22 protein-coding genes, 1 other RNA gene and 1 riboswitch are annotated in these 23216 nt (G+C 32.6%); of the genes, 11 read left to right on the top strand and 12 right to left on the bottom strand.

Annotated features, from left to right (window positions below):
- Positions 1–3: 3 nt before the first annotated feature.
- Positions 4–408 (bottom strand): glycoside hydrolase family 6 protein, encoded by a 405-nt coding sequence (locus tag J0J69_RS11690; RefSeq protein ID WP_237252737.1) that lies wholly within the window; start codon positions 406–408, stop codon positions 4–6.
- A gap of 220 nt (positions 409–628) precedes the next feature.
- Positions 629–715: riboswitch (cyclic di-GMP riboswitch) on the bottom strand.
- A gap of 226 nt (positions 716–941) precedes the next feature.
- On the opposite strand from J0J69_RS11690, the gene J0J69_RS11685 reads away from it, so the two are divergent.
- Positions 942–1064: a hypothetical protein gene (locus J0J69_RS11685; protein WP_256637878.1), complete on the top strand. Its 123-nt coding sequence runs from the start codon at positions 942–944 to the stop codon at positions 1062–1064.
- A 76-nt stretch (positions 1065–1140) separates the two neighbouring features.
- Here the strand turns inward: J0J69_RS11685 and J0J69_RS13570 are convergent, their stop codons facing one another.
- Positions 1141–1353 carry an energy coupling factor transporter S component ThiW gene (locus tag J0J69_RS13570; RefSeq protein WP_082417984.1) on the bottom strand — a complete coding sequence of 71 codons (213 nt, stop codon included), beginning with the start codon at positions 1351–1353 and terminating at the stop codon, positions 1141–1143.
- A 103-nt stretch (positions 1354–1456) separates the two neighbouring features.
- Here J0J69_RS13570 and J0J69_RS11680 point away from each other — a divergent pair, with 103 nt between their 5' ends.
- From J0J69_RS11680 to tnpC, 3 genes are all read left to right on the top strand, one after another.
- On the top strand, positions 1457–1636 hold the full coding sequence (locus tag J0J69_RS11680) for a hypothetical protein (RefSeq protein WP_212723809.1): 180 nt from the start codon (positions 1457–1459) through the stop codon (positions 1634–1636).
- Positions 1637–1710: 74 nt separating this feature from the next.
- Positions 1711–2031 carry an IS66 family insertion sequence element accessory protein TnpB gene (tnpB, locus tag J0J69_RS11675; protein ID WP_305888119.1) on the top strand — a complete coding sequence of 107 codons (321 nt, stop codon included), beginning with the start codon at positions 1711–1713 and terminating at the stop codon, positions 2029–2031.
- A 63-nt stretch (positions 2032–2094) separates the two neighbouring features.
- On the top strand, positions 2095–3693 hold the full coding sequence (gene tnpC, locus J0J69_RS11670) for an IS66 family transposase (RefSeq protein ID WP_256637870.1): 1599 nt from the start codon (positions 2095–2097) through the stop codon (positions 3691–3693).
- A gap of 212 nt (positions 3694–3905) precedes the next feature.
- On the opposite strand, the gene gltB is transcribed toward tnpC, so the two are convergent.
- Complete coding sequence (gltB, locus tag J0J69_RS11665; protein WP_212726167.1) at positions 3906–8066, bottom strand: glutamate synthase large subunit; 4161 nt, start codon at positions 8064–8066, stop codon at positions 3906–3908.
- A 260-nt stretch (positions 8067–8326) separates the two neighbouring features.
- Here gltB and J0J69_RS11660 point away from each other — a divergent pair, with 260 nt between their 5' ends.
- Positions 8327–9199, top strand: coding sequence for an Rpn family recombination-promoting nuclease/putative transposase (locus J0J69_RS11660; protein ID WP_212724472.1), 873 nt, complete (start codon positions 8327–8329; stop codon positions 9197–9199).
- An 884-nt stretch (positions 9200–10083) separates the two neighbouring features.
- Here the strand turns inward: J0J69_RS11660 and J0J69_RS11655 are convergent.
- Positions 10084–10608, bottom strand: a complete 525-nt coding sequence (locus J0J69_RS11655; protein WP_212724473.1) for a hypothetical protein — start codon at positions 10606–10608, stop codon at positions 10084–10086.
- A gap of 93 nt (positions 10609–10701) precedes the next feature.
- Between J0J69_RS11655 and J0J69_RS11650 the strand changes: the two genes are divergently transcribed.
- On the top strand, positions 10702–11772 hold the full coding sequence (locus J0J69_RS11650; RefSeq protein ID WP_212724474.1) for a VanZ family protein: 1071 nt from the start codon (positions 10702–10704) through the stop codon (positions 11770–11772).
- Between the two features lie 58 nt (positions 11773–11830).
- On the opposite strand, the gene J0J69_RS11645 is transcribed toward J0J69_RS11650, so the two are convergent.
- The gene (locus J0J69_RS11645; protein WP_055305769.1) at positions 11831–12196 is read right to left on the bottom strand and encodes a hypothetical protein; all 366 of its coding nucleotides are present in this window, start codon (positions 12194–12196) and stop codon (positions 11831–11833) included.
- Between the two features lie 290 nt (positions 12197–12486).
- Between J0J69_RS11645 and J0J69_RS11640 the strand changes: the two genes are divergently transcribed.
- Entirely contained in the window at positions 12487–13392 is a 906-nt protein-coding gene (locus J0J69_RS11640) for a LysR family transcriptional regulator (protein WP_055244139.1), read from the top strand.
- A 12-nt stretch (positions 13393–13404) separates the two neighbouring features.
- On the opposite strand, the gene J0J69_RS11635 is transcribed toward J0J69_RS11640, so the two are convergent.
- A complete protein-coding gene (locus J0J69_RS11635) occupies positions 13405–13545 on the bottom strand; it encodes a hypothetical protein (protein ID WP_156343943.1) in 141 nt (46 codons plus the stop codon).
- Entirely contained in the window at positions 13526–14398 is an 873-nt protein-coding gene (locus J0J69_RS11630; protein ID WP_237252767.1) for an RlpA-like double-psi beta-barrel domain-containing protein, read from the bottom strand. Before J0J69_RS11630 ends, J0J69_RS11635 begins: the two co-directional genes overlap by 20 nt.
- Before the next feature lie 215 nt (positions 14399–14613).
- Between J0J69_RS11630 and ssrA the strand changes: the two genes are divergently transcribed.
- Positions 14614–14959, top strand: a transfer-messenger RNA (tmRNA) gene (ssrA, locus tag J0J69_RS11625).
- 138 nt (positions 14960–15097) lie between these two features.
- Here ssrA and J0J69_RS11620 read toward each other — a convergent pair.
- Entirely contained in the window at positions 15098–15592 is a 495-nt protein-coding gene (locus J0J69_RS11620; protein ID WP_132942842.1) for a hypothetical protein, read from the bottom strand.
- 225 nt (positions 15593–15817) lie between these two features.
- Here J0J69_RS11620 and J0J69_RS11615 point away from each other — a divergent pair, with 225 nt between their 5' ends.
- Positions 15818–16042 carry a hypothetical protein gene (locus tag J0J69_RS11615; protein ID WP_155235680.1) on the top strand — a complete coding sequence of 75 codons (225 nt, stop codon included), beginning with the start codon at positions 15818–15820 and terminating at the stop codon, positions 16040–16042.
- Positions 16043–16847: 805 nt separating this feature from the next.
- Here the strand turns inward: J0J69_RS11615 and J0J69_RS11610 are convergent.
- The 4 genes from J0J69_RS11610 to J0J69_RS11595 all read right to left on the bottom strand — a co-directional run bounded on the left by J0J69_RS11610 (position 16848) and on the right by J0J69_RS11595 (position 20344).
- A complete protein-coding gene (locus tag J0J69_RS11610; RefSeq protein ID WP_132942843.1) occupies positions 16848–17450 on the bottom strand; it encodes a hypothetical protein in 603 nt (200 codons plus the stop codon).
- The gene (locus J0J69_RS11605; RefSeq protein WP_132942844.1) at positions 17438–17950 is read right to left on the bottom strand and encodes a flavodoxin family protein; all 513 of its coding nucleotides are present in this window, start codon (positions 17948–17950) and stop codon (positions 17438–17440) included. Before J0J69_RS11605 ends, J0J69_RS11610 begins: the two co-directional genes overlap by 13 nt.
- Positions 17928–18494, bottom strand: coding sequence for a TetR/AcrR family transcriptional regulator (locus J0J69_RS11600; RefSeq protein ID WP_132942845.1), 567 nt, complete (start codon positions 18492–18494; stop codon positions 17928–17930). Before J0J69_RS11600 ends, J0J69_RS11605 begins: the two co-directional genes overlap by 23 nt.
- 626 nt (positions 18495–19120) lie before the next feature.
- Positions 19121–20344 carry an IS256 family transposase gene (locus J0J69_RS11595; protein ID WP_212726166.1) on the bottom strand — a complete coding sequence of 408 codons (1224 nt, stop codon included), beginning with the start codon at positions 20342–20344 and terminating at the stop codon, positions 19121–19123.
- A 164-nt stretch (positions 20345–20508) separates the two neighbouring features.
- Between J0J69_RS11595 and J0J69_RS11590 the strand changes: the two genes are divergently transcribed.
- Complete coding sequence (locus J0J69_RS11590) at positions 20509–22419, top strand: glycosyltransferase family 2 protein (protein WP_212726165.1); 1911 nt, start codon at positions 20509–20511, stop codon at positions 22417–22419.
- Positions 22401–23108, top strand: coding sequence for a hypothetical protein (locus J0J69_RS11585; protein WP_212726164.1), 708 nt, complete (start codon positions 22401–22403; stop codon positions 23106–23108). The genes J0J69_RS11590 and J0J69_RS11585 overlap by 19 nt, the downstream gene beginning before the upstream one ends.
- Positions 23109–23216 lie beyond the last annotated feature (108 nt).

Genomic DNA, 23216 nt, shown 5'->3' with positions numbered 1-23216 from the left:
ATCTTATCGAGTGGCATAAACAATACGATCAATAGATTTAATCTGATTAAATTCAATAATCACTTCATTGATAAATGAGGAAGTATTTTTTGTTCCAGTTTCCCAATGAGTTGATAAATTATTATCAAATGCTTTATCTAACGAACTTGAATTATATTGTCCCCCATTATTTGAGAATGAGACTATCTCATCTCGTGAGACGCGATACTTTTCATTGTAAGCATTAAAGTTATCATAGCTATTTAATGCAAAGCCTCTAACAATCGCTTCACTCACTTTATTTTCTTTAGTTTCTTCTTCTGAAACTTTCACTTGTGTTTGCCATTCATTGGCGAATACACTTAGTGTTGGCGAAAAATTTGAGATAATTAGTGATAATGCTAATACACTCGGTAAACTTTTTTTCATGATCTTACCCCTTTTTCTTAATGATAATTCGAAAGTGATAAAAAACTACTCATTTCTCTTATTGCTTATATAAGCAAGAAGGGTACCACGCCTAAGAATAAAAAAACTACCTATAAAAGGTAGTTGCCATCTTATTTCAATATCACAAAAAAACATCATAAAAAAAGCCTGTTCAAAGCTTGTTATTATTTCTTTTATGAAATACAAAGAATTATCATTCTTCGGCAACTGGCTGGCATAGTTTATATAAACCTTAGCCCCTTTAGCTTTGCGCCTCTAGATTTCCCTAGATTTGCCAATATATTCACTTTACACATACATTTTATAATATTTTTTCCATAATTAAAATATTTTTTCGAATTTTATCCATATTTTTTCTTTAACAGCAAGGTTAATTTATAAAATTTAGAATGATTACCATTATTTTTAATACATCTAATTTTTTTCTCTTATCTAATGATCTGATTATTTTTACTTTTATGGATTAGTTCTATCATTTTAGTAAATGATAACGATTATGGAGGTGAATTACGATGTCTGGTAAAATGCATAAGTATAATGAAAAGAAAGTGAAACAACCAGGTAAAATTTATGAACCTGGTGAACCTGTTCCTGGAACAGGTGTCACAACAAAGAAAAAAGAACAAAAACATTAACCTTTAACGCATATCGAACCATAGAATACACTAACAAAAAGACTGCTAGGACGCTAGCCAGTCTTTTTTGTTAGATTCACTTCTCCCAAACTAATTGAAATAGAACGAGATAAACCAAGACCGCCACTTCTTTTCCAAGTACCAGTGTTGATAATGGATAAGTTAAAAGTGCGCCTAAAATCCATGTTCCTATGATTTCATCTGATACAGCTAACTCAATTTGTTTAATAAATATCCTGCTAAAAAAAGCTCCAACTATACTTCTAGGAAACTCTAATCCACTTCCTATTAAAGTATTCTTTCAAAGTAAGCGGGTAATATAAACCTGTCTATTTTGACCTCCAACTTTGAGCTAAAATGAAGCTATCAAAGAAAAGGAGGTCAATTTTTTTATGAAAGAAAATCCGATCATTGTTCCTGTTCAGTTGAATCAACCTTCATCTGATCAGCGCTATACCGATATCCCTTCATGTTACTTCAAAATAAACGGTGCTGAAGCGACGTTTTATAACGGAGTTGATAAACATATCTTACATGCCGTTTTAGCGGAGATGTCTAAATATGCTCGTTAATTTCTCGAATGTTCAAAACATATTTATTCCCTACCAGTGGAGGAGATATTTACTTCGTAAATGGTAGGTGACCCATCGTTTGTGGTCACACTGATATGCGCTGTGGCATTGATGGACTAGCAGGTATCATTACGAACAAGTATAATCTTGATTTATTTAACGATGCCCTTTTCCTATTTTGTGGACGAAAAAAAGATCGATTCAAAGCCCTTTATTGGGATAAAGACGGTTTTATCTTATTATATAAACGGATTGAGAAGGGTAACCTTCAATGGCCACGAAACCAAGAAGAAGTCAAAAAATTAACGAGTCAGGAGCTTCGTTGGCTACTTGAAGGCTTATCTATCCAACAACCTAAAGCCATTAAACCAGCTCAAACAGGATGTCTGATTTAAATCATTATAAAATGGTAATAAAACCTGTATTTTCTATCTACTTTTGGGCATACTAAGCCTAACATGAATCATTTAGAAAAAGAGGTGGCACCGTTGAGTACGTTTGAATCAAAACTAATCAAAGAAAATCAGAACTTATTAAAAAAACTGGATCAACAAACTCAACGAATCACTCAACAAGATCAACAAATCACTGAGCAGACTCTAAAAATTCAACAATTAACGGAACAAGTAGAATTTCTAACAAAAAAGCTTTTTGGATCCTCAAGCGAGAAAACTAAAGTTGATCCCAATCAACTCTCACTTTTTGAGGATCCTCATTTAGAAAACCACGAAACAAAGACTGAACCCACAGAAGAAATCACGTATCGTCGACGTAAGGTATCCGGTCGTAAAGCCGAGTTAACCAAAGATTTACCGATTGAAGAAGTTCACTGTGAGTTACACGATGAAGCTTGCCAATGTGAGTCTTGTGGTGAAAAGATGAAACCGATAGGAAAGAAAATTATTCGTGAAGAGGTTTGTTTTATCCCAGCCAAGTTATATAAAAAAGTGTACTATTCACACGCTTATAAGTGTGATTGTCATGATGATTTCTATGAACCACAGCCCATTCAATGTGCTGAAGTCCCTAAAGGACCGATCCAAAGGAGCTTAGCTGGGCCTAGTGTTCTAGCCTGGATGATTCATCAAAAGTATGAATTAAGCCTCCCCCTTTATCGTCAAGAGAAAGAATGGAAGACGTATGGTTTAGAATTAAGTCGACGCACCATGGCGAACTGGATGATCAAAGTCGCCAATGATTGGTTACGCCCACTTTACGATTATTTCGCCAAAATCTTAGTAAAAGAAGAAGTTCTTCATGCCGATGAAACACACTATCAAGTGTTAAATCGAACGGATGGACGTGACCCAACCTCTCAAGCACGAATCTGGTTAATTCAAACAGGTAAAGAATGCGAAACACCCATCGTTTATTATCACGCAGATTTAACTCGTGCAAGAGTCGTCGCTGAACAATTACTCGATGGATTTAAAGGCTACCTGCATTGTGATGGTTATTCCGGATATAAGAACTTACCGAATATTGAATTAGTGGGATGTTGGGCGCATGCCCGTCGCAAGTTCAAGGATGTGCCAGGGAAGAATGGGAAAGCAAAACAAGCCATTGACTACTGTAACCAAATTTTTAAGATTGAACGAGAACTCCAGGAATTATCGCCTGAGGAGCGTTATGAGCAACGTCAGTTACAGGTCAAGCCAGTGATCGAAGCTTTTTATGACTTTCTAGGGAGCTTCATTCCCATGAAAGGTAAGTTACAAACTGCGGTTCACTATGTTTTAAATCAAAAGAAAGAACTGATGGCATTTTTGAAAGATGGACGATTAGAAGTATCGAATAATCGTGCCGAACGTGCCATCAAAACCGTGGTGATTGGACGGAAAAATTACTTATTTTCAACAAGCTTATCAGGGGCTGAAGCCAATACGATCATTTATAGCGTCATCGAAACGGCTAAGGAACATGGCTTAAATGTCTATAAGTATTTAACTTATTTATTTGAACACCTACCAAATGTTGAGTTTTTAATGAAACCAAAGCTCTTGGAGGACTTTTTACCATGGGCAAAAAATGTTCAAGAATATTGTAAAGGAATCTAAAAGAAAAGAGACCTCATCTGTACTTTCAGTCTACAGGTGAGGTCTTCTTTTTTCTATACGTGTTATTATTACCCGCTTACCTTTCAAACTTTATTTTCAAAAAAATAATAAAAACATTGATAAAGTCGTGATATCAAATTCTAAACAAAGAAATCAGTAATGAATTATAAGAAATTTAAAGAGGGACATCTCAAACGAGGTGTCCCTTTTAGTTATAGTTCTAATTGATAATAGTCAGCTGATGTGACGAGGGTGAAGTTTAAAACTTCGTGTTCGAAGTTATTTAAAATTTGTGTGGCTAATTGATTGTTTGTTTTTGCGACATAATCAACTAATATTTCTTTTAAAATCTCGATATGACGATTTTTCATGTCAAATGCTTTAACATAAGATTCATTTAATTTTTCATTTAAATATTTTGCTTTGTATAGATATAGTAATCCACCTGTCATTCCGGCTCCAACATTCGCTTGAACCGATCCAAGTGAGACAACAACCCCGCCTGTCATATATTCACAAGCATGAACACCCATTCCGTGGTTGACGGCTGTTGCTCCTGAATTACGAACAGCAAAACGTTCTCCAACACGACCTTCTAAATAACATGTTCCTGATGTTGCTCCATAAAGAATCGTGTTCCCAGCAATTAAGTGATGATTTGTATAAGTCGGATCTTGATCGGCTTTTTTACGTGTCGTTTCGTCTGCTTTAACCGTGATATGTCCACCGCTTAATCCTTTCCCAACATAATCATTTGCATAGCCTGTATGGATTAACTCAACACTTTCATTCATAAGAGCTCCAAAACTTTGTCCCGCATAGCCATATGTTTTAAATGTACGTGCTTCCTCACTCACAAATTGAACCCCAAGTGTTCTTAAAGACGTATCAATCGTATTAACTTCATTCGTTGACAGATTGACTGCATTAAGTGTCGGATTCACCACATTCATTTCTTGTGTCACTGGTAATGATTCTAACCAGTCAAGCTTTAAATGATATGCATTTTCTGTTGGAATTTGAATCAATTCTGTACGTCCACGAAGCTCTGCTAACGTGCGAACACCTAAATTAGCCATTAATTCACGAGTTTGACGAGCAACAAATGTCATATATGTTTTTAACATTGTTGGATCCTCTTTTAAACGTGAACGTAATGTTTCATTTTGTGTCGTAATTCCTGCTGGACATTTTCCAGTATGACATTGCTTACATCCAATACAGTCTACCATGACTAAGCACATCGTTCCGAATCCAAATTCATCCGCTCCTAAGATTGATCCTAAAACAACATCATATCCTGACTTAATTTGTCCATCTACTTGAATCAGCGTTTCATGACGTACATCATTTTCAAGTAATGATTTATGAGTTTGGAATAATCCATACTCCCATGGTAGCCCAGTATATTTTAATGATGATTTTGGAGAAGCTCCGGTTCCGCCATTAAATCCTGAAATAACAACTTTTTTTGCACCCGCTTTAACAACTCCATTCGCAATGGTTCCAACATTAGCTAATGAGGCTAATTTCACACTCACCGTTGCGCTTGGATTTGTTGTTTGTAAATCATAAATTAATTGAGCTAAATCTTCAATTGAATAAATATCATGATGTGGAGGTGGTGAAATTAAATCTACTCCTTGTTTCGCATAGCGAACACGGGCGATATGTTCATCGACTTTTGATTTTGGTAAGTGTCCACCCTCTCCTGGTTTTGCTCCCTGTGCCATTTTAATTTGAATTTCTTGGGCACTTCTTAAGTAATCATACGTCACTCCAAAGCGGCCTGATGCGACTTGTTTCACTTTTGAGGCTGTGATTGTCCCAAAACGCTCAACCAATTCTCCACCTTCACCACTATTTGAAGCCGCTCCTAGTTCGTTCATCGCACGAGCAATCGTACGATGAGCTTCAATCGACAAGGCCCCATATGACATGGCTGAGGCAACAAATTGACGAACGATTTCTTCTTCACTTTGTACCTCTTCAAGTGGTAATTGAGTCTCACTCTGCAATTCTAAACAGTCACGTAAGTTGATTTTACGGTTACGCTCGGCTTCCATAATGGCTTTGAACGCATCATAATCATTCGCAACAACAGCTGCTTTAATCTCTTTAATGAACTTTTTCGAGTAAGCATGGTTCATGAAAGTTGAATCCATATTTTGATATTCGTTTACTTTATTTAAGTCAAGACCTTCTCCAAGCAGATTGGCATCAAGGTCTTCAAATGATTTTCCACCAAAAATAGAAGCTTTTGTTGTGAATAAAGATGTGACTTCTTCATCTAGACCAACGACTTCAAATACTTTTGATCCACGATAAGAAGCAATCGTTGCAATCCCCATCTTCGCCATTAATTTTAATAAAGCAGCATCGCATCCTTTAATATAAGTACTCAATGCTTCATCTTTATTTTCTACCTGACGCGCAATATATTCATAGCAGAAATATGGAAAAATAACGTCTGCTCCATAAGCAATTAACATCGCATGATGAATTGGTAAACGTGCATCTGCCGATTTCACAACTAAACGAACTTCTAGACGTTTTCCTAAGTCAACTAATACATCATGTGCCACCGTCGTTGCCATTAATGACGGAATAACTTTTCCCGCTGCTTCTTGATCTAAAATAATGACCTTTGTTCCTTCATTAACCGTCTTTTTAATATTAGCTTTGAAAATTTCAATCGATTCACAAAGGGTTGTTTGGCAAGCTAAGCTAATAATCGCTGGATTAAATTGCTTCTCATTTAAAATGGCTTCAAACTGATCACTCGTGATTAACGGTGTTGAAAATTCATAAACTGGGAAATCGAGTTTACCATCATGTAATGAAGTAACAGACGTTAAGCTGGAAGTTAATGAGAAGACTGATTTTTCACGAATCGAATCTAATGGTGGATTCGTGACTTGAGCAAAGTTTTGTTTAAAGAAATCAAAGAATAATTGTGGACGATCTTGTAATAAATTTAAAGCCGCTGTATAAGGGAATGAGCCAATGGCTTCTTTTCCAGTCTCGACTAATGATTTTAACTCTTGTAAATATTCAGCTTTTGTGTAAGCAAATTTTTTCTCATTTTCTTCAAAGTTCTGAATATCTGGACAGAAGTTGTGCGTCGCATTTGGTTTAATGACTTTCTCACTTAACCACTCGCGATAAGGTTGTTGTGTCGCTAAAACTGCTTTGATATCTGCATCTGTCGTAATCGTTTGTGTATCTAAGTCCACACAAAGAATTTCACTTGCTTGGATACGACTTGCGACTTTGATGTCTTCAAGTGGTGTATTTAAAACTCCGATTTCAGAGGCTAAAATAATTTGATTTTCCGTTTGAATGTAGCGGAATGGACGTAATCCATTACGATCAAGGGTCGCAATTAATTTATGACCATCACAGACGATTACCCCTGCTGGTCCGTCCCATGCTTCTTGTTTTAATCCACTATATTCATAATAAGCTTTTAAGTCATCGCTTAATCGTGCATCTTGCTCATAAGCTTTTGGTAATAAACGAGTCACTGCATCTTCTAACTCGAAGTTTTCATGAAGAAGTGCTTCGAGTGTTCGGTCTAGGTTCGCACTATCTGAGTGTCTCTCATTACAAATTGGATACACTTCTTGATGAGTCGCTAATCCCACACGCGCATTTGACCATTTAATATTCCCTGACACAGTATTAATTTCCCCGTTGTGTGCTAAGTAGCGGAATGGTTGCGCTAAATTCCATGAAGGTTTTGTATTCGTACTAAATCGTTGATGAACGATACAGAAATTTGAGGTAAAATCTTCATCTTTTAAATCTAAATAATAGTTTGGAAGCTCTTCTGGTCGTAATAACCCTTTATAAACAATCGTTTGTGATGAACATGATAAAATATAACATGCTCGATCTGATAATTTTGCATCTTTAAAGTGTTGTTCAATACGACGACGAAGTTTATATAACATGGCCTCATCATAATTAGTCATATCAAAGATAAATTGAGTTGGAATTGGCTCTGTTTTTTTGGCTGTCGGCGTTAAAAATGTTGAGTCAACTGGTACTTCAATTTCTTTAATGACTTTCATATTAAAATGATGAACAGCCTCATAGATACTGTCAACGGCTACTTTGCGATCTTCAATTTCTTTTGGCAAGAATGCCATCATGACCGCAAATGGCCCACTAATTCCATATTTTTTGTGATAAAAATGTTTTGGGATTTGTAATAGGATGCCACATCCATCCCCTGTTCCATCTTTTGATGTTCCACCACGATGGCTAAGGGCTTTTAATAAAGTCATCCCTTGTTCAATAATTTCATGACTATATGCCCCATCTAGATTGGCAATGGCCCCAATCCCACAATTCGAATGATCAAACATATGTTTCCTCCTTACTCCCATACCCACTATTTTTAGGTACTTATACTAATTATGATATGAATGAATATTCCCGTCAACTCTCCCTCCATTTTTTTAACTAATTTTAGCCATTTTACAAAAAAATTGTTTTATTTTATGAAGATTTGAGTTAAAAGAATAAGAAGTATGTAAAAAGAAGTGTTTCATCAGTTTGATGTCATTAATTTATAGGCTATAATAATATTAAATATAACTTTTAAAAATATTAGTAGAGGTGACATATGGGAAAAGGTTTATTAGATCCAAAGGTAGATTTCGTCTTTAAAAATATTTTTGGTTCACCAAAACATCCAAAAGTTTTAATTTCATTTTTAAATGCCGTTTTAAAACCACTCAATAAAATCACAAGTGTGGAACTTCAAGGAACTGAGATTGGTAAGCAGTTTATAGAGGATAAATATTCAAGGTTGGACGTTAAGGCAAAAACAAGTAATGATGAAATAATTAATATCGAAATCCAGTTAAAAAACGAATATAATATGATTAAACGAAGCTTATACTATTTAAGTAAAATGTATGAAGAACAGTTAACATCAGGTGAGGACTATTCACAATTAAACCGTACAGTTTGTATTAATATTTTGAATTTTAAATACTTAAAGTCTAAAAACTATCATACCGGGTATCGTTTTAAAGAGATTGACACACATGAAGAATTAACGGACGTACTAGAGGTTCACTTCATTGAAATACCTAAGCTACCGAAAAATCTTGATGCCACCGATATGCTTGTTGCATGGACGGAGTTTCTAATTAATCCAGAAAGCGAAATTGTTAGAAGCTTAGAGATGAATATCGAGGAAATCCGTGAAGCAAAAGATGAACTTGTTAAGATGAGTAACGATAGTGAGCAGCGACAAATCTATGAAATGCGTGCAAAAATTTTAAAAGATAAAATTAGTGCCTTAAATGAAGCAGAGAGAAAAGGAATAGAAAAAGGAATTAGCCAAGGTCGTGCTGAAGGCGAACGAAATATGGCGATACAAATTGCAAAAAATCTATTAGATGTACTAGATAATGAGATGATTGCAAAGAAAACGGGATTAACAGGTGAAGAAGTGGAAGATTTAAGAAAAAATAAAGGTAATTTATAAGTATACTAGAATATAACCACCAGTGTGAACTGGTGGTTTTCTCTGCGGCTGAAAGCCTCTATTGCCGGCCTAGGCCTGAAAGGCCTCCTGAAGTCCTTAACTTCTGCACCACATTCACTTATTAATCCTCAAAGGATTTCTTGCTTACTCTCTTCATCTTGTTTTTCAGCAACCACTCATTCAAGCGTCATCAGACCAGTTACCTCTTTTCTATCTCTTGACTACCAGCTTATCGAATTTTTACACGAATTATCTTGTCACCTTTAGCCTTACTTTCTAAATAAAGTGAAATCTTCTTTTATAATTACATTCTACCTCTTGTCTCACTTCTCTTAATATTCGTCTACTTTTTACTCTAAGTACCTTTTGATTACCACGCTAAAAGCTTTCCGGAACCACCTGCATAGCAGGTGGTTTTCTCTGCGGCTAAAAGCCTATTTTACCGGCCTAGGCCTGAAAGGCCTTCTGAATTTCTTAACTTCTGCACCACATTCCCTCTTAATCCTCAAAGGATTTCTAGGCTACTCTCTTAATTTCATTTTTTTCAATTCCCTATTTACACCTACGCTTATTAGTTACATCTTCTTTGTCTCTTTAGGACCTACTTTTTTTCATCTCCACATAAATAATCATCTAACCTTTAGCTTTACTTTCAAAACAAAATAAACTCTTTTTTACTATTACTTGTTATCCTATGAATAACTTCCCTTAATATTAGATGACTTTTTCCTCCAAGTATCATCTTATTACCACGCTAAAAGCTTTTTAGAACCACCTGCATAGCAGGTGGTTTTCATTTATACAAAAAAGGAGTAAGTTGTTCTTAGAACAACTTACTCCTTTCTCTTTACTTCATCAACTTTGATGTTTTTTTTCACTAAAGCTTATCGATATACTTTACCGTTAATGCTTGTTTGTCCATTTGGAACTATTTTAAAATAGTACCCTTTACTTGTTGATAAATTTAATGCGTGAACAATAACTTCATCACCTTTATCAAGAGTAATTTTTAATATTTGTTTATTTGTTCCTTGCTCATATAAGTAGAACTTATATGTTTTCTGGAATAAGCGTTGTCCATAGTACTCTTCTAAAAGAATATTCATACGCCCATTATGATTTGTAAAATAATAGTTTGAATAAATATCAGATACGGATGCATTCACTTGGAAATAGTATGGCGATGACAGACTCAATGCTGATCCTGGTCTTGATAACCCACATGTTGCAGGTAGATATAATTGATTATAATGATCAACTTTATCCCAAAATCTCGCTAATGCTAGATCATTTTTCGTAATAACTACTTCAACTTTTGGATCATTAATGATAACTTCACTTGCAAATGATGTCTTACCAGTTGTCATTAAGATAATAAACAAAAACATACCTGTTAATATTTTTTTCATTTTCTTCCCCCTCTTTCTAAGATCATCACCAAAATTATACCATTTTATACAAATTATTGATATAATTTATTTAAAATAGAAAAGGTGGTAAATATGGAATACTTCATTTTAGGCATATTAATCGCTATCCTCATCTTATGCCAGATTTATCGTATTAAAAAGAGAAAGTGCAAATTAAATATTGGAGAAATTTTCATCTTTTTATTTCTCATATATCTTATAGTATTTATTAAATTAAATCTATTAGCAGATACACAATTTACACTTAGCCTAAGTAGTACTATTAAACAAATAAACTTAATTCCTTTATTCACCCTTGATTATGGTCTGAATCAAGGATTAAAGTCAATTATAATCGCTATTCCCTTCGGATTCTTTATTTCTCTCTTCTTTTCAGGTTCCCGAACAGCTCCAAAACTTATAAGATATGGATTCATTATCTCATTTATCATTGAATTATTACAATTATTCAAAACCACTGATTATTTCGATATTAACGATATCATATTTAACGTTATCGGTATCTTAATCGGTGGATTATGTTTTTATATTTTATCGAAAATATTAAATTTTATCAATAAAAGTCAATTAATAGAACAAATAGAAAAAACAAACATAACTCCTGTAATGGTAAGTTGGAAAACAACAAGTTTATTAATTATTAGTTATATTTGTAGTGTATATTTCGTACTGTTTATCCAAACTCAACCTCTCTCTATATTAGATAATAGTAATGTGATAAATATTGAATCATTTGAAATTACATTAGAAGAAAAAATATCTCATATTAACATTAATGTTTACTATAAAACCAACTTTAATAGACTGAGTCAACTTTTCTCTGCCAAATTACCATTAACAAGTGAACCTGTATATGGAGTATATACATTAAATGAACCTTATAAACCCCAAAGTGATATTATGTATGGCATTTTGATTGTTGGATGGAATAAGGATGCAACTAGAGTTGATATTACCTATAAAGATACTACTTATAGTAGTGAATTAAATTCTGGATTATTTGCTGTAGGATATCCTGACTTAGTTATTAATCCACCAATATTAGATATTTATACTCTTTCAGCTCCTAACCTTAATATAACCTTTTATGATCAATTTAATAATATCGTTGAAATTGCATTTAGGCATTCTTTATCAGAATAATAACTTCATTTAAAAGCAAAAGGCAACAAAAAGGAGCAAACATTGCTGTTTGCTCTTTTTATTTATGTTTAATTTTTTTGATTTGGTTAACTGAGTTTCCTTTGAAGGGCCAACGGTTAGCTAGTAGTAGATAGGTTTCAACCCCAAGTATGAGTGTTGATAAGACATATAGTGGGATACTAACTTGGAACATGACAGCTGTGATTCCGAATAGGTGTCCACTTTTTAACATACGACTTCGGCTACATTCTCGATAAGTGTAGCCATGTAATAAAAATAGAATGAATAACGTTAGTTCGTTAATCAGAAGTCCCCCAAATAGTTGGTCAACAAAATTTTTAGTCACAGGTGCTAACATTAAAATAATAAGCAACTGAATAAGCACAGTTGTTAACTTTAAATAACCAATTTCTTTTCTAATCACAACACCATCCCCTCCGATCTCTTTACTATAAAATATGAAAGAGCCTAGAAATGGGAACTGATTTATTTACTGATAAATTTTTTCAATGTCTTTAAAACTAATCAAGGTTACTGTCATCCAATAGACGTTAAAATTTTTAGGGTATTGAAAGACACATTAAATCAATAATCATCAATTCTTATTTTAATGATTGCTAATCGCTTCCTATTATTAAATTCATTCATTTTATCTATAGGTGTGATATACTATTATCAAATAATAAAACTTTTAATAGTGGCAGGTGACCCAATATGAACTTAAACCATCTTCAATACTTTCGAGTTTTAGCTAAGTTAGAACATTATACACAAGCTGCTGAACAACTCTCTATTACTCAACCGAGTTTAAGTCATGCCATTGCTTCACTTGAAAAAGATCTTGGAACATCTCTTTTTGAAAAACACGGACGAAATATTCGTTTAACAAAACACGGACGTTTTTTCCTAACTTACGTCGAAAATGCCTTAGATGAATTGGCGTTAGGCGAAAAAAAATTACGTGAATTAACTAATCAAACAAATGGTTCAATTGAGTTGGGGTTCATTTATACGTTAGGTGCGAGCTTTATTCCTCATCTTATCACGGAATTTTCAAAGCATGAGACTCATCAAAATATTCGCTTCTCATTTGGGCAAGGTAACACAAAACAACTGATTCAAGATTTAAAATCCGAAAAATACGACTTAGCTCTCTGCTCCTATGTTGAAAATGAACCAGACATCGAATTTATTCCAATTACTCAGCAAGAATTGGTGATGATTGTACCGCCTCAGCATCCTTTAGCACAAAAAGAAACGATTGATTTAAACGAGACCATTGATTATCCATTTATCTCCTTCAATAAAGAAAGCGGAGTCCGTAAGATCATTGATTCTTTGTTTAATGCAGCAAATATCCATCCAACCATTCGTTGTGAAGTTGAAGAAGATACTGCAGTAGCAGGTTTAGTCTCTGTGAATTATGGTATTGCAATTATTCCTCGAATTCCATTTTTAGAACAATTCAACGTCAAGATTTTACCGATTACAAACCCTAAACATGAACGTTACATTTATCTGGCATCAGTTCGAAACCAATATGTCACCCCATCCATTACAGCATTTAAAGATTTTCTTTTAAGTCATAGTCAAACGTTGTTAGAAAATACAAAAAAGTAGGTCGAGCGAAACCTACTTTTTATTTAAATCATTTTTTAACTTATCTAAGTATTTCGTTATTAAATTATAATCATCTTCACTTAACATACGATCTTCTATCATTTTAATAAGCATTACTTGTAGTGACTCAATATCATGATTGTTCTTTATCATCTTTAAATCCTTCCCTAACGATACGATATTCAATTCCTTTAATATCATGCTGATAATCATGATCATACACCCATAAATCAATACGGTTGTCCCAACTACAAGCACCACATGCATCTAAAACAATAGCTTTTTGTGTATCTCCTTCTGGATAAGTAATTTCTAAAACTGTTCCATAGTAATTAGGAATGCCACGTTCATTTAGTCCCACTTCTAATACTTCATCAATGTTTATCGCAACAATAGGAAGCCATTCATATTGAGCATCATAATAGTGCATCACGTTATCAATCACCTTAACGCTATCATCTTGATAAGTAAGACCATACCCGACTTTAACCTCACCACCTGTTACACTATAAAATGTCTGACGATAATCTTTAAAAACAGTCTCCGTTTCATCTACTTTACTATCAGAATTTGAGATCGTTGATAGTGGTATCACTTTTACAATTTCATCACCTGAACTACTAAGCTTGAATGCTTGATTTGAAACTTCTTGTTGTGGGTTCTCTTCTAAGTCTTCATTTTGACTTTCACTTAAAGCTGCCTGTAGGTTAGCTAAAGCTACCTTTTTCTTTGCTTCATCTTCCTCTATTCTAGGAATATCACTTACTTCAGAAGATGAGTTCACTTTGTGAAGTTCTTGTGACTCCTGTTTTTGATTTGATGGTGTATCATCATTAGATTCTTTATTTAAAAAACTAATTTGTGTTTCATTTTCCTCGGTAGAAATTAATACATTCATTAATTGTTGTGATTCAATTTGGTTTTGCTCGAGATTAGTAACTAATACGTTTGATGATGACAAGATAGACATCACCGTTAATAGTATGTTCGTTATAATATTTAGCATAATTCACCTCAGTTTGGACTGTTTAACAGAAATCACGTTTTTATTATGAACCAAATCTGAGATATTAAACACGTTTTCACTTTTTTTAGTAATTTGAAACATAAGAATTGTTTAAATTCACATACTATTGGGAGTGTTGACTTGGATTGACAGTTATGAGAACTTGTCAAATCAGATAAAATAAAGTATAATGTTTTATGTAATCAAATTAACCTGGGGATGTTACGGATTCGACTGGGGCATTTGAGCTTAATAAGCAAGTCGTGTTAACCCACGTTAAAAGGTCGAGGTTTTAATAACCGGAAAAACAAACTTACAATTAGCTGCTTAATATAACGTAGCTGCCTACCATTCAATCGCCCATGTTGAATGACTAGGCTCACTGTAGTGGGATACGCTAGTCTGTGCCGTTTGAATAGCCTAGAAGAGATGATCAAACTCGCGGTCTGACAGGTGTGTCGCCTAACCAGTCACCCGTTAAATTTAATAGGAGACTAAACTTGTAGAAAGTTAAGTGGTCGGTGTTTTAGGACGGGGGTTCGACTCCCCCCATCTCCACCATAATATCCACGTCCACAACTGTTACAGGAAAATTAATCCAAATAAAAACCATTATCTGAGTTCAGATTAAATCTGATTTGAGATAATGGTTTTTTTATTTTTTTCTAATACTAACAATATTAAGATAATATATATTCTTTAAGATATGATTTCCTCTACTACCCATTCATCTTCGAGATAATTCTCATAAATCCAATTAATAGCTTCTTTTTTATCAGTAAATATATTCCATTTAGTTTCAATATACTGATGATTAATCCAAACATCATTTAACCACAAAGTTTCACCATGATAATACCCATTATCTAAATCTAAGTAATCACCACTATTGAAATAATATTCAATCATATAGTAACACATTTCACAATAACTATTATCTAGCCCAAGTTTAATTTCTTCAATATCGATTTCTGTTAATTCATACCCTTCTTCTTGTATCATTCTTACAACTGCATCACTCGTAAGTTCTACAATTACGAATTCATGTATACCTTTTTCAGTATCCATTTTAAATTGATGTTGTTCTAACTTGACATACTTTTTATGTTGAGCCTCTATTCGATACACCACATACTCTTCAAATTCATAAGTACAAGAAGGTTTATATACCCACCAGAAATCTAGACTCTTCAATTCTCTGTCACTACAGTACTTTGTAACCAACTTGTTAAATCTAACTATGAAAATAAAATAAACCTATGAAAGTTTATAAAAAATCATTCTAAACCTTTGATATTACGATATCCATAAGTAAAACTTATTTTTTTCATTACATATCGGAATATAAGCTTAATCATACTCTGTTTTATATATTAGTGGCAAGATGGTGGCAAGTAAAGAAAATGGAGAGATAAAATTATGAATAACGATGTTATTAACAAATGGCTAGAAACACACCGACTCCCGCTACAAAAATTAGCAGTTAAACACAACGTCTCCTCAGGAGAAGTACTGGAAATCACAGAGCTTTATTTACTGATTAATTGTACCACAGATGTAATGTACCTTTACAATCAATTAGAATGGTATGGGAATAACGAATTTCAAAAAGAAATCAGTGACTTAGTTTGTGAGACATTTTAAATAAACCCTGACAAAAATTTAAACAACAGATAGTGAGTAATAGTTCATCATATTCTCTCCATCTGTTGTTTTTTGTTATACCTCTAAATAATCAAAATTTGAATTTTCTAACGCTTTAAGTGAATTGTCAATCAACATGTATTTCAAACACAAGAACAATTAGGCTATGAAATTGCAGACTACGTTAACTAGTATCATAACCATAAAATCCATTCTTCAATAGGATACTTATCTCTGGTTGAGCATCGTGCCCCCCCCTTAAAAAGTTGTTTAGTTTAGTGTTGCCATTCCAATAAAACTTTTTTTCGTTACATATCAGAATATAGATTTATTCATGCTCTATTTTAGATATTCGTAGTCAATAAAAAAATAAAGAGATAGATAATGATATTATAAACGAATTGTTATCAACATATTAAACAGGAATTCAACACCAAATACAATGTCTAATGAAAGGAAATCATTGAGATCGTAGAGCTGTATTCATTGATTAACTACTCCCATAGATATACCATATCGTTATAAACAGTTAGAATGGTAAAATAACGATACTAGTCCCAGCTCCGCTTAGCCTATAAGAATTAATCTTAGATTCGTATACAGTATATGCCTGATTAATTTTAGTTACTACAGTTGACTTTCCATTCACATAGACACTTGTTCCCAGTAACAGTCGCTCAACCAATGATTAATACGACACTAGAAGATTATTCAATATGATAATTTTGCTAGTGTCGGCTATCCACGTACTACTGTAACCGCTCCATTCGTTTCATTTAGAATCCAGTTATAATAATAATCACCGCTACTCTATCTTCATGGTTTCCATCTCCGATTTTGTAATACCATTTCGCTTTCCATAATCAACCCAATAATTTGTAGATGCCTTAATAAACAACTTCTTTGATATTGGCATAGTAATATTTAAACTTTCAAATCTATTATTATAAATAGATTTTGATAACCTTTTTATTTTCCATCTAACAAGAAATCTAAATGGTGTATCTAAAATTGCTTCCCCACTACCTATTGATAATACCGATCCAAAAGTATATCTATTTTGTTTACAAAATAATCTAATCATATCAATACAAACTTCATTTTGTGAAGGCTCTATAAAACCACAATTTATCATTATATTTATATTAGGTTTATTTTTAGGAGGATTCTGTTCCAAAAACTTTAAAAAATTAAGTAATGTCACAGGAATCCCATCTGCATATAATGGAAAAATAAATAAAATATCGCTATATTCTTCTATTTTGCTACAAATATCGTTATGATTATTCTTCGTAATATTAAAAGTATCTGTATCGCCTTTATAAAAACATCTAAAAATATCTCCATAACGTTTAGAATTTGATTTTGTCGCCCTAGGACTACCGTTTATAATAATTACTTTTCCCATTTTTCAACCTCCTCCATCACTACTTTTTCCAAATTTTCTTCATCTACAAAAAGAATCTTGAAACTCTTAAAATTCATATTGTGAGCATTGCGCTCTATTAAACGTTTAAATATTTCTTGTTCTCCCTGCTCTATATTGCCGTATGCAATAATAACTGCATTTTTCATAGCAACATCACGTTGCACATGATGTGCTTCTCCATCTAAAAGGCGAATAAAAGCTTGTTGAATTGGAATAGCACGCTCAAGCATAGTTTTCATCACTGTGTCATAGCAACCATATTTTATTTTACTTACATAAATAATCTCATCACTCTTCGCAATAATAGGATAAACCTTCACTGCATCATCACGAATAACACACTTACCTGGTGTTCTAGTCCAACAGCCAAAGCACCCCACACAGTTGGAAATTTTAAGATTAGAGAGGTTAATATACTTATTTTCATCACTTTCTATAAAGTTAATATGCACATGTTTATCGCTTAATAATAGTTTCATTTCTATTTCCTCCTATAATACCTTTACACACAGTTTCAAGCATATACTCTACTTCAGAATCATTTATTTCTACAGTTTTTGTTGCAATCATAGTTGCAATCCCATGACAAAATAACCACATAATCTTATATATTTCATCGGCTTTAGATTTGTCTACAAACTCTGTTTTACATATTAGGTTAGTTAAAAAATGTATGTTCGAATCATCTACAAAAATATTTTCATCTTTTGAACGTTCACTCATAAAAAGGAGCTTAAATAATCCCTTTTCATTACGTGCAAACTGAATATACCTAATTCCAGTAGATTTATATGATGAAATACCTTCAATTGGTACACGCAAAAAATCGCTAAAATTTTTATGCGCTTGCTTTAAAGTTTCACTCTTAACTTCTTCCATATTATTGAAATACCAAAATATAGGTTGTGTTGAACATTTAAGCTCTTTACTCAATGTAGAGGCTGTTAATGTTTTCTCCTTTCTAATCAAATCAACCGCTTTATCTATAATTTGTTCTTTACTAATTCTTGCTTTTGGTGGCATTCTTTTCTCCTCTTAATAATATAATATCTATTATATAACATTTATTATACAAGGGATATTATATAACGCAATATACTATAGCTGTTTTTATAAAAAATTCACACCTCTCATATTGTGACAAAGACACCTTCGTTATGACAATAGTCATCTCTATTGATAAAAAATTACTCTTTTTACTACTTCTTAGATGCATTTATACTACTTTAGATAGAATTTTTTTACAGTTGAAAATGTAACAAAATGTTCTTGTAAGTAAAATAAGCTATACAAATGTTTCACTAGGTCATCTATCTTTTTATAGGTAATTTTATAGTGCTAAATTTAAATAATTAGATGATTTTATTATTCCATATAAATTCAAAAAAATTCTTATGATAAATAATGTATCACTTCTTTTCATTAAGCGCTATTAGACAATTTTGCTGATAAGGACTGACTTGGATTGCCCACACAAAACTAAACAACCTTTTTAAGTACTCTATTAACTTCAAGTCGATAGATTACTTATTTCAACATGTTCATCTAACAGAGCCTTTCATTAAAATTCCCTATAGTAATTAAAATATAATTTTTATACATATTTTCTAAGACCTTGTCAAGTTAAGTGTGTAAACTAATTTTTAAAATTATAGATAAGGTGTTAAACGATCTGGATATAAGATTAATAGTTGATTTAAAATTTGACTCCAATTTGAAAGTTGACGTCGCCACTTCTTAGTAACTTCCATGGTTTGAAGATAGATTAATTTCATAACAGATGTTTCATTTGGAAAAGTTCCTTTTCCCTTTAGCACTTTTCTTAATTGGCTATTGTAGCTTTCAATGGCGTTCGTCGTATAAATCATTTTTCGAATTTCTTTAGGGAACTGAAACAGTTGATAAACCTCTTCGATGTTATTTTCCCAAACCCTAACGGCTAAAGGCACTATGGGACTCCATTTATTCTTAAAGATTTCAAAGGCTTGTTCTGCTGCCGATCGGTTAACCGCTTGATAGATTTGTTTTAAATCATAACAGAATGATTTTCTATCTTGATAAGAAACAAATTTTGTTGATTGTCGGATTAAATGAACTAAACAACGTTGAACGAGGGCATGAGGAAAAACAGCTTGAATGGCCTGTTCAAAGCCACTTAAACCATCAACACAGGCAATACAAATATCTTGCACTCCACGAGCCTTTAATTCATCTAATAAACTCATCCAATAAGAAGCACTTTCGGCTTCTCCGATAGAGAGACTTAAAACATCTTTACGGCCATCCAATGATACTCCTATGATACAATAAACAGCTTTAGTTGAAGCACTCATTCCATCTCGCACTTTAACATGAAGTGCATCTAAGTAAACGATAGGATAAACAGCTTCAAGGGGTCTTTGTTGCCATTCTTTAATAAGTGGAATCACTTTATCAGTTACAGCAGAGATTGTTTCATGTGACGTTTCAAAGCCATAAATCTCTTCTAACGTTTTAGAAATATCACGTGTTGATAATCCTTTAGCATAAAGCGATAGAATCTTTTCTTCAATTCCGATGACATTTGTTTGACGTTTAGGGACGATTTGGGGTTCAAATGAACCTTCCCGATCTCTGGGAGCCTGAATCATTGTTTCACCAAGACGCGTTTGAATGGTTTTAGATTGACGTCCATTTCGTGTATTTGAAGTTGATTTATTACGAAAATCATATCGGCTATATCCTAAATGTTGATCTAATTCAGCTTCTAATGCCTGTTCAATAAAGTTTCCAAACATGTTTAATAAGGCAGCTTCGATATCATTAGCAGACTTAATTTCGTATTCATCTTGCATGAGGTTAAATAATTGCTTCATTGCAGCTTTTCTTGTCATAAACAATAAACTCCTTTAAATTAGTTAACTTATTATGGTAACTGTTTTAAGAGTTTACACACTTTATCTTACAACCTCAAAAATTGTCTAATTTATTGTAATCTATCTAAGCCATAAATAATATACTGTCATGTACTTTTTAATAAAATAAGGAGGGTTAAGGTATGATGAACTATATGCTTATTTCTGTTTTAAGTATGTTGATTATTTTTATTTTACTAAGAAAAACAACTAGTAAATTATTGATTTTGATTAGCGTAATTACTTCGGTTGTTTATATCGGATGGCGATTCACAACAATTCCTTTTAACAACATAATTTCGACAGCTCTTGGGATTTTATTATTAATTGCAGAAACCTTAGGATTTATTCAATTCTTAATTTTTTGCTTAGTATCTAGTAACGAACCCCAAAAAACAACATTTGATATATCCAGAACATCCCTTCCAACAATTGATATTATTATCCCAACATATGGTGAACCCGTTGAATTATTAAGAAAAACATTAGCTACAGTATTATCGCTAAAGTATGAAAAAGGTAAAAAAGAAATTTATCTCTGTGATGACGGTAAAAGAAAAGAAGTTAAAGAATTATGTGATAAATTTAATGTGCACTATGTTGTAAGATACGATAACTCACATTCTAAATCCGGTAATATTAACAACTGTTTAAAGGTTGCCAAAGGAGAATTAATGGTAGTATTTGATGCTGATATGATGCCGAAATCCAACTTCTTACTAAAATTAGTTCCTTATTTCTTTGATGAAAAAGTTGGATTTGTTCAAGCACCACAAACATTCTATAATGCAGATATTTTTCAAAAAGCATTCGGAAAAAATATTCCATCAGAACAAGATTTTTTTATGCGTGATGTACAACCACGACGATCAGGTTTAAATTCAGCAATTCATGTCGGTACAAATGCGATGTTCAGGCGCAAATGTATTGATGAAATTGGAGGTTATCCAACTTTTTCAATCACTGAAGATATCGCAGTTGGTATGATGATTCAAGCACTTGGTTATGACATGGTGTATGTTAACGAGTGTTTAGTTTTAGGTCTACACCCTACGAACCTCAGAGATTTCTTAGGACAACGAGATAGATGGTGTCGGGGTAATTTACAATTATTAAAATACAAAAACCCTCTATTTCAAAAAGGATTAAATTGGAAACAAAAGCTTGTTTATTTTGACGGGGTATTTTTTTGGTATACTTCATTAATCAAATTATTATTCGTCATTGCTCCCATGTTATTCTTAATCACCGGTACATTCTTTATCGATGCACCTATAGAGAGTTTAGTTATATTTTTTATTCCTTATTATGTTAGTCAATATATTGTATTTACAACAGCTTACAGTAAGACGAGATCAATGTTATGGGCTAATATTTATGAAATGATTATGTGCCCGTATTTAGCTTACAGTTGTTTAAAACAATTATTTTTTTCTAACGATTTAGTTTTCAAAGTAACAAATAAAGACAAGAATGCTGAGAATAAATTCTATTTAAAAGAAATTATGCCTCATTTAATTTTAATCACTTTAACGCTATTAGCATCGATTTTAGGTACCCTAAAACTATTAGATGGAACAGTAACGCCTACTGTATTTATAGTTAATATTGTTTGGTTACTATACAATTTACTTCCTATGGTTTTAGCCATCAAATTAGGTAAGGAACGAGAGGATGAAGTCACTAATGAAGTAGTTATATTAGATAAAGATTATCGGGTTACAATTAATGATATAGAAACACGGGTTTATTCAGTATCCTACAATAAGTTAGTAGTCTATCAAAAACCAGATAACATTTTATTAAAAAATGATAAGGTCATCATCGAGTCTACCAATGCAAATTATGATATGTATGAAGGAATTGTAACTGATGCATTAAAAGGAAAAGCAACCATTGAAGTTGACAATGATAGCTTACAAACATTTTGTCGGTTTGCTTCAGCTTTTATTGATAATTTAACTCCATATTATAATATTGAAACTGATATTAAATCAGATTATGATTTAAAAATTAATAGTAAGGGGGATATTGAATGGGAAATCAACGAGTAGATTTAAATACAAAAATCTGGACAATAGCAGTTGTTGGCAGCATATTAACTGGTGGAATGGCTTTAATTGAATTATCTGAAAACGAAGAATCATTAATTACCCATATGAATGAAGAAGTATTAGAGAAAAATAATGATAAAAAAGAATCTCAATCAACTCCTGAAGATAAATTTGAACAACAAACAGATACCGCAATTGAAGAAGAAGTCACGGATGAACAGCTTATAAACGAGCCGCTTGATTCTGAAATAATTGAAACAGAGTTAAATTACTCCTCTAACTATATTGACACATTTAAAACAAAAGGAAGCTATAATATCACTATTAATAATGGAAAATCATTTATAAAGTACGACAATTTAACAGACTTTGAAAATATTTATGCAGATGTTTATAATTATAATCATTTATATAACACACTAAATATTGATTTGGGTAATATTGGTTCTGTTGAAAATATTACGTTAAATATTATCGATGAAAATAATAATACAGCAACAAACACTTATGATTTATCTAAATTAACAAATGGAATTTACCAAATAGAGTTTAATTATAAAAAAGAAAACTCAAACATTGAAAAAGTTACTCGTATTGAACTATTAATTGACTCAAATCCATTAATTAAACAGGAAAATAGAGAGGGTTATATTGAAGTTATTTCAGCTTCATTTTCTTATAAAGAGTGATAAAAATATCACTCTTTTTCTTTTAGCTTTGATTCTAGTATAGTTTTATGAACACACTTAAGTTAAGTCATTACAATAGACTTAATAACCGGATCGTGGAAATGAATT

The sequence above is a fragment of the Turicibacter bilis genome, assembly GCF_024499055.1.
GTDB lineage: Bacteria > Bacillota_I > Bacilli_A > MOL361 > Turicibacteraceae > Turicibacter > Turicibacter bilis.
The sequence above is the reverse complement of the archived record's forward strand: the minus strand, read 5'-3'. Positions and strand labels throughout refer to the sequence as shown.